We start from the raw sequence: 14,209 nt of genomic DNA, 5'->3' as shown, positions 1-14,209 counted from the left end.
AGTAGCAAGAGATCATGGGAAAAGTCACCGGCTTCATGGAGTACGAGCGCCTGGAAGAGGGCTACGCGCCCGTGCAGACGCGCCTGAAGAACTACAACGAGTTCGTGATCGGGCTCAAGGCGGACGAGTCGAAGATCCAGGCCGCGCGCTGCATGGACTGCGGCACGCCCTTCTGCAACAACGGCTGTCCGGTCAACAACATCATTCCGGACTTCAACGACCTCGTGTACCGCAACGAATGGCGCAATGCCATCGACGTGCTGCACTCGACGAACAACTTCCCGGAGTTCACCGGGCGCATCTGCCCCGCACCGTGCGAAGCGGCCTGCACGCTGAACGTCAACGACGACGCGGTCGGCATCAAGAGCATCGAGCACGCGATCATCGACCGCGCGTGGGCAGAGGGCTGGGTCAAGGCGCGGCCGCCGAAGGCAAAGACCGGCAAGAAGGTCGCGATCGTCGGCTCCGGCCCGGCCGGCCTTGCCGCCGCGCAGCAGCTCGCACGCGTCGGCCATGACGTGACGGTGTTCGAGAAGAACGACCGCGTCGGCGGCCTGCTGCGCTACGGCATCCCCGATTTCAAGATGGAGAAGTCGCACATCGACCGCCGTGTCGAGCAGATGCAGGCCGAGGGCGTGCAGTTCCGCACCGGCGTGATCGTCGGCAAGCTGCCCGAGGGCAGCAAGGTGACCAACTGGGCGAAGGAGAGCATCGCGCCCGACGAGCTGCAGGCGCAGTTCGATGCGGTCGTGCTGGCCGGCGGTGCCGAGCAGTCGCGCGACCTGCCGGTGCCGGGGCGCGAGCTCGACGGCGTGCATTTCGCGATGGAGTTCCTGCCGCAGCAGAACAAGTTGAATGCCGGCGACAAGCTGAAGAGCCAGTTGCGCGCCGACGGCAAGCACGTGATCGTGATCGGCGGCGGCGACACCGGCAGCGATTGCGTGGGCACCAGCAACCGCCACGGCGCGAAGAGCGTCACGCAGTTCGAGCTGCTGCCGATGCCACCCGAGCAGGAGGACAAGCCGCTGGTGTGGCCCTACTGGCCGATCAAGTTGCGCACCAGCTCCAGCCATGAAGAAGGCTGCGAGCGCGAGTTCGCGATCGCCACCAAGGAGTTCATCGGCGGCGAAGGCAAGGACAAGGGCAAGCTGAAGGCGCTGAAGGCGGTGCGCGTCGAGTGGCAGGGCGGCAAGATGACCGAGGTGCCGGGCAGCGAGCAGACGCTGCCGGCCGACCTGGTGCTGCTGGCGATGGGTTTCGTCAGCCCGGTCGCGAGCGTGCTCGATGCATTCGGGGTCGACAAGGATGCACGCGGCAATGCGCGCGCCGGCACCGACTTCACCGGGGGCTATGCCACCAACGTCGCGAAGGTGTTCGCGGCCGGCGATGTGCGCCGCGGCCAGTCGCTGGTGGTGTGGGCGATCCGCGAAGGGCGGCAGGCGGCCCGTGCGGTCGATGAGTTCCTGATGGGGACGAGCGACCTGCCGCGCTGAGCCGGGAGAGTCGACACGTCAGCGAGGGCGGCAGGCGCGCCGAGTGCCTGCCGCCCTTCGTGCCTTCAGCGGTTCCAGCAGCCGTCCAGGCCCGGCGTGCCCGACACGGTGGGCAGGCCCTTGCTGTCGATCGACATCGTGCCGCATCGGTCGTTGCTCATCGTGCCCCTCGGCACCACCCGCAACCAGTAGGCGGAGGCGGTCGGAGCCGAGGCTGCCGAAGCCGTCCCGAGCGACAGCGTGTAGTAGTTCGACAACGGCGACCTCAACGGCGGCAACGACGAATCGGTGATGGCGGCATAGCTGCTGCTCACCGTGTACTGGCGCTCCATCCAATGCGCCGCGTCCATCAATGCCGCCTTGGCATCGGCCCGCCGGCTTCGGGCGACCTGCTCGGTGTACGACGGATAGGCGATGGCGGCGAGGATGCCGACGATCGCCACCGTGATCATCAGCTCCATCAAGGTGAAGCCGGCGGCGCTGGTTCTGTAGCGGTGCATGATCAGGTTCCCTGGAGTCTCGGTGCTGTGGATGTGGCGGTTCATCGGATCTGGCGCCAGGTCACGCGGGCCTTCCCGTCGCAGGTCTTGACGCTCTCGCTGGCCGTGGTCGTGTCGGAGACGCCGGCCACCAGCGTCCCGGTGCCGCCGCCCGTGCAGGGCACGGTCTTGTCGAGCTCGACACCGCCCAGGTTGGCGCCGGTCTGGCCTCGGCTGGTGGCGGCTTCGAGCGTGATGCCGGTGGCGGTCTGCTTGCCGAGGATCTTCGGCAGCGACAGGATGCCGCCGGCGACCTGGCGCACGTTCGCGCCCGCATCGGAGCTGTTGATCGAATTGTCGCGATTGGCGTCGAACACGCTGAAGGTGGGCGCCTGGCCGGTGATCGGGTCCAACGTGAAGATGCGCGCGATGCCGCCGGCGCTGCACGGCTGGGTCGACGGCGTGTTGGCGACCACGAACAGCACGCGCCCTTGCTGCTGGGGATTCACGTTGACCCGTTCGCCGCTGCCTGCGGTCAGGTTGAGGTACCAGCCACGCTTGGTCGACCAGTCGACGGTGTTCGAGCTGGTGCCCTGGAACGACGGGAAGGTGCTCGCCGTCACGGTCTGCGCCACCAGCGTCGAGGTGCCGCTGATGCCGGCGGTCGCTCCCGGCTTGTCCCAGATGCCGTAGATGGCCTGGGTGTTCAGGTTGACGTTCGTCGCCACGCTGCTGGCGGTGTCTTCCGTTTCGTAGAGCTTGCCGGTGCCGAACGTGATGAGCTGGCCACCGGCGCTCGTGTGGAAGCTGATCTCCGGCATCACCGTGATCGGCTGGTTGGCGCTGCCGGCGAACAGCGGCTGGCCGCCGAACGCAACTTTCCAGTTGGAGCGGACCGCATCGTCCACGTCGAACTTCCACAGGTTGCCCTTCAGGTCGCCGGCATAGATGGCCACGACTTCGCGGTTCGCGTTCAACAGGAAGTTCGGCTGGCTGAGGCCGTTGCCGATGCCGGTCGTACCGACCGGTTGCTGCCAGACGATCGCGCCGGTCTGCAGGTTCAGCAGGAACAGCGTCGCCTGGCCGTTGGCGCTGTCGTAGCCGTTGCCGAACATCGCGACCCAGGTGCCGTCTCGCATCTGCGCCACGTGCGGGTAGGCGATCACGCTGCCCATGTAGCCGGCGCTCGTGTTGGTGCTGTCGTCGCCGGAGAACTCCCACATGATGTTGCTGGCACCGAACCCGCCGGTACCGACGGCCGGGTTGGTGACGTCCACCCCGAACACCGAGCGCGCGCCGGCCCCGGTGGAGCCCACCAGCACCGTCTTCCACGCCGGGACGGAGGCGCCAACGTACGCATCGGCGAGCTGCGGCGGACCGTTCACGGTGAACAGGTGGCTGTAGGACGGGTCGCTCAAGGTCTTCAGCTTCTGCACCGTCTGCACGCTGCCCGAGTACAGCGTGCGGGGCACGCTGAAGACCGAGTTGGGCACGAAAGCAAAGCGCTCGACGCCGTTGGCGGTATTGACGGCGTGCAGCATGCCGTCGTTCGCACCGAAGAACAGCGTCGAGCGCATGTTGTCGAGCGCGGTCGACGAGGTCGAGCGGAATGCCGCGTAGCTGTCCTGGCCGGGCGTACCGGCCTTCATGCGCTGGTAGCCGCCACCGTCATCGGGGCCCTTGATCGGGCCGCCGCCGACGATGTCGCCGAGCACCCCGCTGGTGGCGGTGTCGCGCACGCGGTCGCGCAACGAGCCACCGTTCTGGGCCTCATTCGTGCCGCTGCCGCGCAGCCAGTCGAGCACGTTCTGGTCGTTGCCCAGCGCGGTGCGCTGGGTGCCGTTGAGGCCGGCCCAGGTGAACGGCACGGCGACCTTCGGCGACGCGAGCGGGTTCCAGGTGAAGATGTTGCGATTGGCAGGGGTCGGCATCGCCTTGGACACTTCCCAGTTCGCCTTCGTCGGGTCGGTGTTCACCGTGCCGTTGGCGGCGAGCGGGAACGAGTACAGGCGGCCAGCCCAGCCATAGGGGTTGTAGACGCCCTGGAACACCTGGGTGCCCGCGGCCGCTGAACCGGTGCTGGTTTCGAGGTTCGCGGTGGCCTGGGGCTGGTTGACGGCCTCGCTCAGCGCCGACGCGATGCCGGCGGACAGCTGGGTCGGGTTGGTGGCCGAGAAATAACGTCCATGCCCGTTGATCGAGGCGTGGATCAGGTCGTCGCCGGTCTCGGCGGAATCGCCGGTCGCGTGGGACCAGATCATCTCGACCTTGTCCGTCACCAGCAGGTCGCGCAGGCCCTGCGACGACAACCAGGTCTGCCCGCGGTACGGGTAATACGGAGACGTCGACGAGGTCGACAGCGGCACGATGTACTGCCCGAACACATTGGTGTCGGTCGCGGCGGTCTTCGGTCGCACCTTGCCGGTCCCGCTGATGCCCAGGCCGACGGTGAAAGTGGTCAGGTGCTGCCAGAAGGCCGGGTCACGGGTCGAAGCCGAGATCCGGTTGTCGACGCCGGTCTGCAGGTCGGTCTTCCAGTAGTACGCCGCCACGTCGGCCAGCGTGTTGACGTTGGCCGTGTTGTTGTCGTTGAACGGGCTGACCGAGAAGCGGGCCGCCAGCGTTCCCGCGGTGCCGGTGTCGGTATAGGGGTAGCCGACCGTGCCGCCGTACGGCACCGGGGTCGAACCGGTGAAGTTGTCGTTGTTGTTGTTGGCGGGAGAACTGGCGTCGGAACCGTTCCAGAAGCCGTCGGTGCTCAGGATATGGAAGGAGCGGCGGCATGAGTCCGCGCTGCCCGCCAGCTTGGAAGTGTCCTCGGCCCACGGGCTCGCGGTTGTCGTGCCCAGGAAGTACTTGCCGACGTTGTCCATCGCCAGGCGCAACGGCGTGCTGCCGTTGTTGCCGATCTTGTAGAGATCGCTGTAGAACCCGCTGCGGTTGCTGCCGCTGAACTGGGCCACGGGCCGGCGCGGGGTGGAACTGTTCTGGTTGATGGTCGTGAAGCCGACGCGCAGGTTCGTGCCTTGCTGCGCGAATGCCGCCGACACGCCGCCCTTGGCCATCAGCATGCGGCTGCGGTAGTACTGCAGCCAGTTGGCGAAGTTCTGCAGTTCTTCGGCGTAGGTGCAGGTGGCGCCGCTGCAATCGGTGCGCGCGGCGTCGCGCGGGTAAGTGGCGACGCCGGGCTTCACCTCGTATTTGACGAACTTCGACGCCATGTTGAGCGACGTGTTCGGGTTGGCCGCAGGCAAGGGGTTCGCCACATCGTCGGTGTAGACGTAGTACGTTGCGAGCCAGTAACTGTCGTCCTGGCTGGCGGAGCCGACGTTGCCTTGCTGTACCGTCAGGTCGAGCCGGCGGCCGGTTTGCGTCGGATCCAGGGCGTCGATGTTGACCGCCTTGACATTGGCATTGGCCATGCGCTTGGTGTCGTCCGACGCGTCCGGCCAAGGCAGGTAGGTCACCTTCGGGTTGTAGTAGAGCGGGTTGCCCGACGACGAACGCATGTAGCGCGCGATGGCGTTGTTGCTGTGATAGTAAGTGGTCGACAGGTATCCCGAACCGTTCTTCCACATCGACGGCAGTTGCGAGCCGTTGCCTCCTTCGTTCCATTTACCGCAATTGGAGCTGTCGGTCAGCGACGAACTGTCGGGCATGCCGGCGGTGCAGCGGGCGAAGTCAGGGATCGCATCCGAGGTCATCGAGCCGGAATCGTCCAGCGTGTACATCACGTTGGGCAACGGTGGCGGGACATAGATGCCGGGGATCTGCGACACCGTGGCGTAGGCGGGAAACACGGCGTGCACCAGCAGCACTTCCAGGATCACCGCGGCGGCGACGCGCTTTGGCTGCATCCAGTGGCGGGAGGGGGTTTTCATCATCGTTCTCCGTTGGGGCGACCGGGCTTGCGCTCAGTCCGCCGAATAAGTGGCTTGCAGCATCACGACGCTGAGGTCCGAGCCGCCGACCGCGCGTGCGGTGACCCTGAAACTGGTGCCGCCGCCGATGTTCTCGACCAGGCAGCGCGGGTCGGACGCGAGGCCGGCCCCCGTCATCGTCACGTCGACGCCGCTGGCGGTCCACGTGGCGTCGGTGTCCCAGTTGGCCGCCGTTGGCGGAGAAGTCGGCAGCAGGATCTTGTTGGCCGGGTAGGTGGGCGGCGACGAGGTCGCCTGCAGCAGGCAGGCCCGGACGGCCGCTTCGGCAGCCTGCAAGGCCTTGTTGCGGTCGCGTGCGTTGCCGGCCATGCGCTCGTCCAGCGCCGTCGAGCGCAGGCTCGACACGGTGATCAGCGTGATCAGCACCAGCATCACCATCATGATGATCAGGATCGCGCCCTGCTGGGGACGGGCGGCCTTCAGGGTCTTGAGTTTCATGGCGACGCGTAGGTGATCTTGTTGCGGACGGCGACCGTGGTGCTGAACACGCGGCGGTCGAAGCGCGTTCCGCTGGTCGGGTAGGTGACGGTGACGTCGCCGACCTTGCCGGTGGCAGGCAACGTCACATCGGCTTCCGCGGCGGCAGGGCCGTGGGTCAACAGGCTCATGCGCACCGCGAGGACGCGCGACCAGTCGCCGACCGCGTTCGCCGCCACATAGCTGCCGTCGATGACGCCGTCGGGCTCGGTCGTGGTGTCCAGGCCGAAGCGCACCTGCAGGTTCTCGACGCCCTCGATCAGTTCCTGCTCGACGCCTGTATCCGCCGCGCCGGGCGTGGTCGTCTGGCCATCGAAGGTGCGCCGGTAGAGCGACGTACCGGTGCCGCTGCCCGAGCTCCTGACGTAGTAGACGACGGTCTGCAGCGGAAACACCTCGGTGGAGGCCTGCGGATAGACGTTGCTGGCGTTCAAGCCGCCGGTCACGCCCAGCGTGGTGGCGGCGGAAGAGACCCGGAACGCCTGGGCGCTCGAACAGTTGGCGATCAATGCATAGCTGCCGGTGCACAGGCCCGACACCTTGCTGGTCGTGCCATCGAGGCATTTTCCGGGCGCGCCGTTGTCCTCGATGCTCACTGACGTCGCAGAACCCACGGCTGCGGCAGTGAGGCGGATCGGAGCTCCGGACACCGTCCGGATCACGAGCACGTCGCTGCCGGGCGTCAGGCCGACGCTGGAGATCGACGTGACCGGGATGGTGTTGCTCGTCCCGGCGGTGTTGTTGACCCACGAGGCGGCCGTGGTGACATCCGCCGGGTTGCTGCTGCTCAGCGTCAGCGCCGATCCGGAGAGGTTGTACTTGTAGCCTTCGACGCCGACCGCGAAGTTGGTGGCCAGGCCGACCGCCAGCGAATTCGTGAAGCCGGACGTGCGGTTCGTGAAGCAGCCCTGGTAGCCCACCATGCGCGCGTCCGACGACAGGAACTGGAAGGCCAGCCGCACGTTCTGCTGCAGCGTGCTCAGCTGGTCGACACGCCGCGTGGCGCTCTTGCTCGTCAGGTAGACGGCGGTCATCACGCCGGTCAGCACGAGGCCCAGCGTCAGGGCCACCATCATTTCGACCAGCGAGAAGCCGGCCTGGCGCAGCCGCGGCGGCGCGGAAGTCTGCAATGTCATGGGAAGCCCTTTCAAAACCGGCTCACGGTGGTGAAACTCTGGCGCGGCGAATCCGCGGTGCGGTTGTCGAGCCATTCGATCTCGATCGTCACCGACCGGTCGGCCGCCACGGCGATGCGGCCCTTGCCGTCCGGCAGCAGGGCTTCGATCTGTTCCTTCCAGTCCTTCAGGTCCGTCTGGTAGATGTAGGTCAGCGGCGTGATCGACGACGACGTGCTGGCGAGCTCGGTGTTCCACCGCAGGGCCAGCGCGTTGTCGCGGTCGACGCGCATGCGGTCGAGGATGTCGTCCGCCAGCGCGGTGGCCTGCGAACGGAACAGCGAACTCTGGTTGTACGAGAGGGTCCGGCTCTGCAGGCCGGCCAGGCCGAGCATGCCGAACGAGAAGATCACGAACGCGACCAGCAGTTCGATCATGCTGACGCCCGATTGGCGCCGTTTGCGGGGGCTGCGATTCAGCTGCATGTCAGTCCAGTCCTTGTCACGGGCAGGAAACGTTGTTGGCATAGAGGGAGGCCCGGCCGACCAGCGACACCTGGATGACGCGGCCCGGCAGCGACGAGATGGACGAGTCGCAGACCTTGAAGTAGGCGATCCCGCCGGACAACTTGCTGCCGAGGGCGTTGAACGTCAGGTACATGCGGTCGGGCGTGTCGCTGGCGGTGGCCGTGGGGTAGGTGGAGCCGCTCTTCGTCACGCGCGTGATCGTCGTGTTGCCCGTCACGGCCGCGCTTTCGCGGAGCACGTTGCCGTCCTCAGCGGTCGATCCCTTGGCGCCATTGCCGTTGGCGTCGGTGAAAATCTGCCAGCCGGACTGGAACACCGGGGTGGCGGTGGCCGTGGCCAGCAGCGTCACCGGCTGCCCGCGCCGCGTGGCCTCGGAGCGTGCCAGGTTCAGCGCGAGGATGAATTCGTTGGTCTGGCTCGTCAGCCGGTTCGAGGCGATCAACCGGCTGAACGATGGGGCGGCGATGGTGACCAGGATGGCCATGACCACCAGGGTGACCAGCAGCTCGATCAAGGTGAAGCCGCGCGCGCGCCGGGCGTGTCGCATGCTGTAATTTGTGTTGGAGTGTGTGGTGGCCATGGGTCCTTCCTCTGCGCAAATTATCCGTGGTGCATCCTGCAAGGCGGGCGCCGGACATCAGGCGGAAGTCGCCGTCTGTCGATGAAACCGGACAACGGGCCGGAAACGAGGGGCGCGGGCTTTCCCCTATCATTGCGGCTTCGCTACAGACGTCCGCCCCAACGGGCCGCCGGTTCCGATCCATGTCGACCCCCCCCACCGCGGCGCCAGCCGCGCCTGTCCTGATCGAGCTGCGCGACGTGACGTGCGGCTACGGCGACCGGATCATCCTCGAGAACGTCAACCTCAGCGTGCCGCGAGGCAAGGTGCTCGCGCTGATGGGCACCTCGGGCGGCGGCAAGACCACGGTGCTGCGCCTGATCGGGCGCCAGCTGCAGCCGATCAAGGGCCAGGTGCTGTTCGACGGCGTCGACATCGCGACGCTCGATGCACAGGGCCTGCACGCGATGCGCCGGCGCATGGGCATGCTGTTCCAGTTCGGCGCGCTGTTCACCGACCTGTCGGTGTTCGACAACGTCGCGTTCCCGCTGCGCGAGCACACCAACCTCGGCGAGTCGATGATCCGCGACCTGGTGCTGATGAAGCTCAACGCGGTCGGCCTGCGCGGCGCACGCGACCTGCTGCCGTCGCAGGTGTCCGGCGGCATGGCGCGCCGCGTCGCGCTGGCGCGCGCGATCGCGCTCGACCCCGACCTGATCATGTACGACGAGCCGTTCGCCGGCCTCGACCCGATTTCGATGAGCGTCGCGGCGACGCTGATCAAGGACCTGAACCACGCGCTCGGCGTCACCAGCATCGTCGTCTCGCACGACGTGGCCGAGACCTTCCTGATCGCCGACCACATCGTGTTCGTCGCCAACGGCAAGATCGCGGCCCAGGGCTCGCCGGCCGAGATGCGCGCGAGCGACGACCCGCTGGTGCAGCAGTTCGTCAACGCGCAGACCGACGGGCCGGTGCGCTTCCACTACCCGGCCGTGTCGGTCGAAGAAGACTTCGGCGCAGGAGCGGCCCGATGAGCTGGTACAACCCCGCCGACATCGGCTTCGCGGTGCGCAGCAAGCTCGCCGGCATCGGAGACGCCGCGCGGCTGTTCTTCCGGCTCGGCGGCCTCGGCAGCGCGAGCTTCGCGCGCCCGCGCCTGGTCAGCGACCAGGTGTTCTTCCTCGGCAACCGCTCGCTGTCGATCATCACGGTGTCGGGTCTCTTCGTCGGCTTCGTGCTGGCGCTGCAGGGCTACTACACGCTGCAGCGCTACGGCTCGGCCGAGGCGGTGGGCCTGCTGGTCGCGCTGTCGCTGGTGCGCGAGCTGGGCCCGGTCGTGACCGCGTTGCTGTTCGCCGGCCGCGCCGGCACCTCGCTGACGGCCGAGATCGGCCTGATGAAGGCCGGCGAGCAGCTCGCCGCGATGGAGATGATGGCGGTCGACCCGGTCAAGCGCGTGCTCGCACCGCGCTTCTGGGGCGGCGTGATCGCGATGCCGTTCCTCGCGGCGGTGTTCAGCGCGGTCGGCATCCTCGGCGGCTGGCTGGTCGCGGTGCCGCTGATCGGCATCGACGCCGGCTCGTTCTGGTCGCAGATGCAGGGCGGGGTCGATGTCTGGGCCGACGTCGGCAACGGCGTGATCAAGAGCGTCGTCTTCGGTTTCACCGTCACCTTCATCGCGCTGCTGCAGGGCTACAACTGCAAGCCGACGCCTGAAGGCGTTTCCGCCGCCACCACGCGCACCGTCGTGATGGCATCGCTTGCAACGCTGGGGCTCGATTTCGTGCTCACGGCCATGATGTTCTCGATTTGAAGAAAGAGGCGACGATGCAGAAATCTCGTCACGATGTGTGGGTGGGCCTGTTCGTGCTGATCGGCGCGGCAGCGGTGTTGTTCCTCGCGTTGAAGGCCGGCAACCTGCTGAGCCTGAACTTCGACGAGACCTACACGGTGATCACCAAGTTCGACAACATCGGCGGGCTCAAGCCGCGCGCGGCGGTCAAGAGCGCCGGCGTGGTCGTGGGCCGGGTCGAGTCGATCGGCTTCGACGACAAGAGCTACCAGGCGCGCGTCGTGCTGCAGCTGCAGAAGAAGTTCGCGTTCCCGAAGGACAGCTCGGCCAAGATCCTCACGTCAGGCCTGCTCGGCGAGCAGTACATCGGCCTCGAGGCCGGCGCCGAAGAGAAGAACCTCGCGGCCGGCGACGTCATCAGCCAGACGCAGTCGGCGGTGGTGCTCGAGAACCTGATCAGCCAGTTCCTGTACAGCAAGGCTGCCGATTCCGGCGCCCCGGCCGCCGCGGCGGCGCCGGCCAGCGGAGCGAAGAAGTGAACCTGCGGGCTTGGCAGTCACCGTTGCGGTTGGCCTTCGCCGGCCTCGCGCTGGCATGGCTCGCGCTGCTGACCGGTTGCGCGACCACCGCGCCCGGCCCCGACGGCAAGCCGGTGCAGCGCGTCGACCCGTGGGAGAGCTGGAACCGCAAGGTCTACAACTTCAACGACACGCTCGACACTGCGGTGCTGAAGCCGGTGGCCACCACCTACCGCGATGTGGTGCCGCAGCCGACGCGCCGTGGCATCAGCAACATCTTCGGCAACGTGTCCGACCTGTGGTCGGCGTTCAACAACGTGCTGCAGGGCAAGGTCAACGACGGCATGCAGGACGTGATGCGCGTGACCACCAACACGATCTTCGGCCTCGGCGGCTTCTTCGACGTCGCGACCGAGATGGGGCTGGACCGGCACAACGAGGACCTCGGGCAGACGTTCGGCCGCTGGGGCGTGCCGTCGGGCCCGTACGTGGTGTGGCCGTTCTTCGGGCCGTCGACGCTGCGCGACTCGTTCGCGCTGCCGGTCGACCGCTCGGTGTCGCCGGCGCTGGCCTTCAACGACAGCCTGGCCCGCTACGCCGTGGTCGGCGTCGGCTTCGTCAACGAGCGTGCCGCGCTGCTCGGCGCGACCGGCATGCTCGACGACATCGCGCTCGACAAGTACACCTTCATCCGCGACGCCTACCTGCAGCGCCGACGCAGCTTGGTCTACGACGGCGAGGTGCCGGAATCGAAGGACGAACGCTACGACCAGGATGCGGTGCCAGCCGACGCGCCCGCGGCCGCGGCTGACGGGGCTTCCGCCCCTGCACCGGCGGCGCCTGCGTCGGGACCCAAGCCATGAACTTCACCTGCCGGAAACGATCCGGCGGCCAACCGGCAGACACCCGTCGCCGTTGAGGTCATACCGGGCCGCGGCGCAGGCGCCGCGAACTCCGGTTAACGTGCCCGCACCGAGCTGCGAGGCTCTTCCCAGAAAGGAACCACAGATGCTCAGCCGACAAATCGTCAGATGGATCTCCGCCGCCACGCTGCTGGTCGCCAGTGCCGCCACGTTCGCGCAGCAGGCGCCGGACCAGCTCGTCAAGCAGGTGTCGTCCGAGGTGCTCGATGCGGCGAAGGCCGACAAGTCGATCCAGGCCGGCGACGTGCAGAAGGTCTCGGCGCTGGTCGAAGCCAAGGTGATGCCGCATGTCAACTTCCAGCGCATGACGGCCTCGGCCGTCGGCCGCTACTGGCGCCAGGCCACGCCCGAGCAGCAGAAGAAGCTGCAGGACGAGTTCAAGACGCTGCTGGTGCGCACGTATTCCGGTGCGCTCGCGCAGGTGCGCGACCAGACGGTGCAGCTGAAGCCGATGCGTTCGACGCCGGCGGACACCGAGGTGATCGTGCGCACCGAGATCCGCGGCAAGGGCGATCCGATCCAGCTCGACTATCGCCTCGAGAAGGCCGCTGACGGCTGGAAGATCTACGACGTCAACGTGCTCGGCGTGTGGCTGGTCGAGAACTACCGCAACAGCTTCGCGCAGGAGATCGGTGCCGGCGGCATCGACGGCCTGATCGCCAAGCTGATCGAGCGCAACAAGTCGGCCGGCGGCGGCAAGAGCTGAGGCCCGCATGCTGCTGCTGCCCGCCACCGTGACGACGCGCGAGGCCCGCGATACGCAGCGCATGCTGTCGCAGGCCTTGCAGCAGGAAGTGAAGACGCAGTCCGAGCCCACCGTGACGGTGGACGCCTCGGGCTTGGCGCAATTCGATTCGGCGGCGCTGGCCGTGCTGCTGGAGTGCCAGCGGCTGGCCCAGGCCTTCGGCAAGGGCTTCGCGGTGCGCAATGCACCGGCGAAGCTGGCGGAGCTGGCTCGGCTCTATGGTGTTGATGGGTTGCTGCTGAAGACTGCCGCGTAGTCCGCAGCGTCGCGGCGGGTGAGGGGATGGGGTGGGGGCTCATGCCTCGGCGGTCGGCCCTGGCGGGCCGACTCCACGGAGAAGATCGGCTTTGGGGATGCGCCGGCAAACTCCCTCCGCTCACTTCGTTCGCTGTGGTCAAACAGTGCCGGCGAGTCAGTCCACGAAGCGCGCTGGCGCGCGCCATCCCCAAAGCCGATCTTCTCCGTCGCCTCAGAAATCGCCCCCACCCCATCCCCTCACCCGCCGCTCAACACCACCTGCTCTTTTGGGGGGAAAAGACTGCAGTGACCGACGAGCGTGCGGGCGCTCGCATGCTCGTCGGTCACTTCAGTCTCTTCCCCAACTCCCGCAAAGAGCTGTGGTGTTTGCAAAGGTGCGGGTGGGGAGGCTGGGGAGCGCCAATCAGGGCGGAGGGAAGTCATTGCCCCGCCAGGGGCGATGACCGCACCGACCGGCGAGCCCCAGCCTCCCCATCCGCACCTTTGCCGCACCCGAACGCCGAAGCTACTCAGCCTGCGCGTACCGCTTCGCCCGCAGGTTCCGCTTGATCTCCTGCAGCATCGGCCGCAGCTCGCTGCCCAGGCGCAGCGCGACGCCGGTGGTCAGGATGTCGATCACGATCAAGTGCAGCAGCCGCGACACCATCGGGCTGTAGCGGTCGTAGTCTTCCGGATGATCGGCCGCCAGCAGGATCTGGTTGCTGCCCGACTGACCGATCTGCGCCAGCGGCGAACCGCTCGCGGTGATCACGATCGTCGTCGCACCTTTCTTGCGCGCGATGTCGGCCACGTCGATCAGGTCACGGCTGCGGCCGGAATTCGAGATGATCACGACGCAGTCGCCCGGCTGCAGCATCGTCGCACTCATCACCTGCACATGGCCGTCGCTGATGGCCAGCGCATTGACGCCCAGCCGGAAGAACTTGTGCTGCGCGTCCTGCGCGACGATGCCCGAATTGCCGACCCCGTAGAACTCGATGCGCCGCCCGGCACGGCCGGCTTCGGTCAACACCGTGATCGCGCGATCGAACGCCAGGCTGGCGGCGTCGTTCCGGTACTTCAACAGCGCACTGACCGCGTTGTCGACCACCTTCACGACGATGTCGCCCGGCTTGTCGTCCTCGTCGACCGCGCGGTGCACGAAGGGCACACCTTCGTTGACGCTGCCGGCCAGCTTGCGCTTGAAGTCGGCCAGCCCGTCGTAGCCGACGCTGCGGCAGAAGCGCACCACCGTCGGCTTGCTGACGTGCGCCCGGTCGGCCAGCTCACTGACCGGCAGGCTCGCGAAGCTGCGGGCGTCGGCCAGCACCAGCTTCGCGACGCGCTGTTCCGCAGGGGGAAGCGCCGGGATCGAGGCGCGGATGCGGTCCAGCATGGTC

The 14,209-nt window shown here is 67.3% G+C and carries 14 protein-coding genes; 7 read left to right on the top strand and 7 right to left on the bottom strand.

Annotated features, from left to right (window positions below; all coding sequences use genetic code 11):
* Positions 1-14: 14 nt before the first annotated feature.
* Positions 15-1,493: a glutamate synthase subunit beta gene (locus FHT26_RS08665; RefSeq protein WP_168559749.1), complete on the top strand. Its 1,479-nt coding sequence runs from the start codon at positions 15-17 to the stop codon at positions 1,491-1,493.
* 65 nt (positions 1,494-1,558) lie between these two features.
* Here FHT26_RS08665 and FHT26_RS08660 read toward each other — a convergent pair whose 3' ends face one another.
* The 6 genes from FHT26_RS08660 to FHT26_RS08635 are packed head-to-tail and all read right to left on the bottom strand — an operon-like array spanning position 1,559 to position 8,612.
* Positions 1,559-1,993, bottom strand: a complete 435-nt coding sequence (locus tag FHT26_RS08660; protein ID WP_168559748.1) for a type IV pilin protein — start codon at positions 1,991-1,993, stop codon at positions 1,559-1,561.
* Between the two features lie 41 nt (positions 1,994-2,034).
* Complete coding sequence (locus FHT26_RS08655) at positions 2,035-5,853, bottom strand: pilus assembly protein (RefSeq protein WP_168559747.1); 3,819 nt, start codon at positions 5,851-5,853, stop codon at positions 2,035-2,037.
* Positions 5,854-5,886: 33 nt separating this feature from the next.
* Positions 5,887-6,351, bottom strand: a complete 465-nt coding sequence (locus tag FHT26_RS08650; protein ID WP_168559746.1) for a pilus assembly PilX family protein — start codon at positions 6,349-6,351, stop codon at positions 5,887-5,889.
* Positions 6,348-7,526, bottom strand: coding sequence for a PilW family protein (locus tag FHT26_RS08645; protein WP_168560112.1), 1,179 nt, complete (start codon positions 7,524-7,526; stop codon positions 6,348-6,350). Before FHT26_RS08645 ends, FHT26_RS08650 begins: the two co-directional genes overlap by 4 nt.
* 11 nt (positions 7,527-7,537) lie before the next feature.
* Positions 7,538-7,990, bottom strand: a complete 453-nt coding sequence (pilV, locus tag FHT26_RS08640) for a type IV pilus modification protein PilV (protein ID WP_168559745.1) — start codon at positions 7,988-7,990, stop codon at positions 7,538-7,540.
* A 16-nt stretch (positions 7,991-8,006) separates the two neighbouring features.
* A complete protein-coding gene (locus tag FHT26_RS08635; RefSeq protein ID WP_168559744.1) occupies positions 8,007-8,612 on the bottom strand; it encodes a GspH/FimT family pseudopilin in 606 nt (201 codons plus the stop codon).
* A 182-nt stretch (positions 8,613-8,794) separates the two neighbouring features.
* On the opposite strand from FHT26_RS08635, the gene FHT26_RS08630 reads away from it, so the two are divergent.
* The 6 genes from FHT26_RS08630 (at position 8,795) to FHT26_RS08605 (ending at position 12,828) form a co-directional block, all read left to right on the top strand.
* Positions 8,795-9,628, top strand: coding sequence for an ABC transporter ATP-binding protein (locus FHT26_RS08630; protein ID WP_168559743.1), 834 nt, complete (start codon positions 8,795-8,797; stop codon positions 9,626-9,628).
* Positions 9,625-10,407: a lipid asymmetry maintenance ABC transporter permease subunit MlaE gene (gene mlaE, locus FHT26_RS08625; RefSeq protein ID WP_168559742.1), complete on the top strand. Its 783-nt coding sequence runs from the start codon at positions 9,625-9,627 to the stop codon at positions 10,405-10,407. The genes FHT26_RS08630 and mlaE overlap by 4 nt, the downstream gene beginning before the upstream one ends.
* A gap of 14 nt (positions 10,408-10,421) precedes the next feature.
* Positions 10,422-10,925, top strand: a complete 504-nt coding sequence (mlaD, locus tag FHT26_RS08620; protein ID WP_056817501.1) for an outer membrane lipid asymmetry maintenance protein MlaD — start codon at positions 10,422-10,424, stop codon at positions 10,923-10,925.
* Positions 10,922-11,767, top strand: a complete 846-nt coding sequence (locus tag FHT26_RS08615) for an MlaA family lipoprotein (RefSeq protein WP_168559741.1) — start codon at positions 10,922-10,924, stop codon at positions 11,765-11,767. Before mlaD ends, FHT26_RS08615 begins: the two co-directional genes overlap by 4 nt.
* Before the next feature lie 145 nt (positions 11,768-11,912).
* Positions 11,913-12,533, top strand: coding sequence for an MlaC/ttg2D family ABC transporter substrate-binding protein (locus FHT26_RS08610; protein ID WP_168559740.1), 621 nt, complete (start codon positions 11,913-11,915; stop codon positions 12,531-12,533).
* Between the two features lie 7 nt (positions 12,534-12,540).
* Positions 12,541-12,828: an STAS domain-containing protein gene (locus tag FHT26_RS08605; RefSeq protein ID WP_168559739.1), complete on the top strand. Its 288-nt coding sequence runs from the start codon at positions 12,541-12,543 to the stop codon at positions 12,826-12,828.
* 507 nt (positions 12,829-13,335) lie between these two features.
* Here the strand turns inward: FHT26_RS08605 and FHT26_RS08600 are convergent.
* Positions 13,336-14,205 carry a MurR/RpiR family transcriptional regulator gene (locus tag FHT26_RS08600; protein ID WP_056817318.1) on the bottom strand — a complete coding sequence of 290 codons (870 nt, stop codon included), beginning with the start codon at positions 14,203-14,205 and terminating at the stop codon, positions 13,336-13,338.
* Positions 14,206-14,209: the final 4 nt, after the last annotated feature.

It is taken from the genome of Rhizobacter sp. SG703, from assembly GCF_012275445.1.
Classification (GTDB): domain Bacteria; phylum Pseudomonadota; class Gammaproteobacteria; order Burkholderiales; family Burkholderiaceae_C; genus Rhizobacter.
The sequence above is the reverse complement of the archived record's forward strand: the minus strand, read 5'-3'. Positions and strand labels throughout refer to the sequence as shown.

Coding starts and splice junctions, on each gene's coding strand:
- FHT26_RS08630 (WP_168559743.1), top strand. CDS start 8,795: ATGTCGACCCCCCCCACCGCGGCGCCAGCCGCGCCTGTCCTGATCGAG.
- FHT26_RS08650 (WP_168559746.1), bottom strand. CDS start 6,351: ATGAAACTCAAGACCCTGAAGGCCGCCCGTCCCCAGCAGGGCGCGATC.
- FHT26_RS08635 (WP_168559744.1), bottom strand. CDS start 8,612: ATGGCCACCACACACTCCAACACAAATTACAGCATGCGACACGCCCGG.
- mlaE (WP_168559742.1), top strand. CDS start 9,625: ATGAGCTGGTACAACCCCGCCGACATCGGCTTCGCGGTGCGCAGCAAG.
- FHT26_RS08665 (WP_168559749.1), top strand. CDS start 15: ATGGGAAAAGTCACCGGCTTCATGGAGTACGAGCGCCTGGAAGAGGGC.
- FHT26_RS08655 (WP_168559747.1), bottom strand. CDS start 5,853: ATGAAAACCCCCTCCCGCCACTGGATGCAGCCAAAGCGCGTCGCCGCC.
- pilV (WP_168559745.1), bottom strand. CDS start 7,990: ATGCAGCTGAATCGCAGCCCCCGCAAACGGCGCCAATCGGGCGTCAGC.
- mlaD (WP_056817501.1), top strand. CDS start 10,422: ATGCAGAAATCTCGTCACGATGTGTGGGTGGGCCTGTTCGTGCTGATC.
- FHT26_RS08610 (WP_168559740.1), top strand. CDS start 11,913: ATGCTCAGCCGACAAATCGTCAGATGGATCTCCGCCGCCACGCTGCTG.
- FHT26_RS08645 (WP_168560112.1), bottom strand. CDS start 7,526: ATGACATTGCAGACTTCCGCGCCGCCGCGGCTGCGCCAGGCCGGCTTC.
- FHT26_RS08660 (WP_168559748.1), bottom strand. CDS start 1,993: ATGCACCGCTACAGAACCAGCGCCGCCGGCTTCACCTTGATGGAGCTG.
- FHT26_RS08600 (WP_056817318.1), bottom strand. CDS start 14,205: ATGCTGGACCGCATCCGCGCCTCGATCCCGGCGCTTCCCCCTGCGGAA.
- FHT26_RS08605 (WP_168559739.1), top strand. CDS start 12,541: ATGCTGCTGCTGCCCGCCACCGTGACGACGCGCGAGGCCCGCGATACG.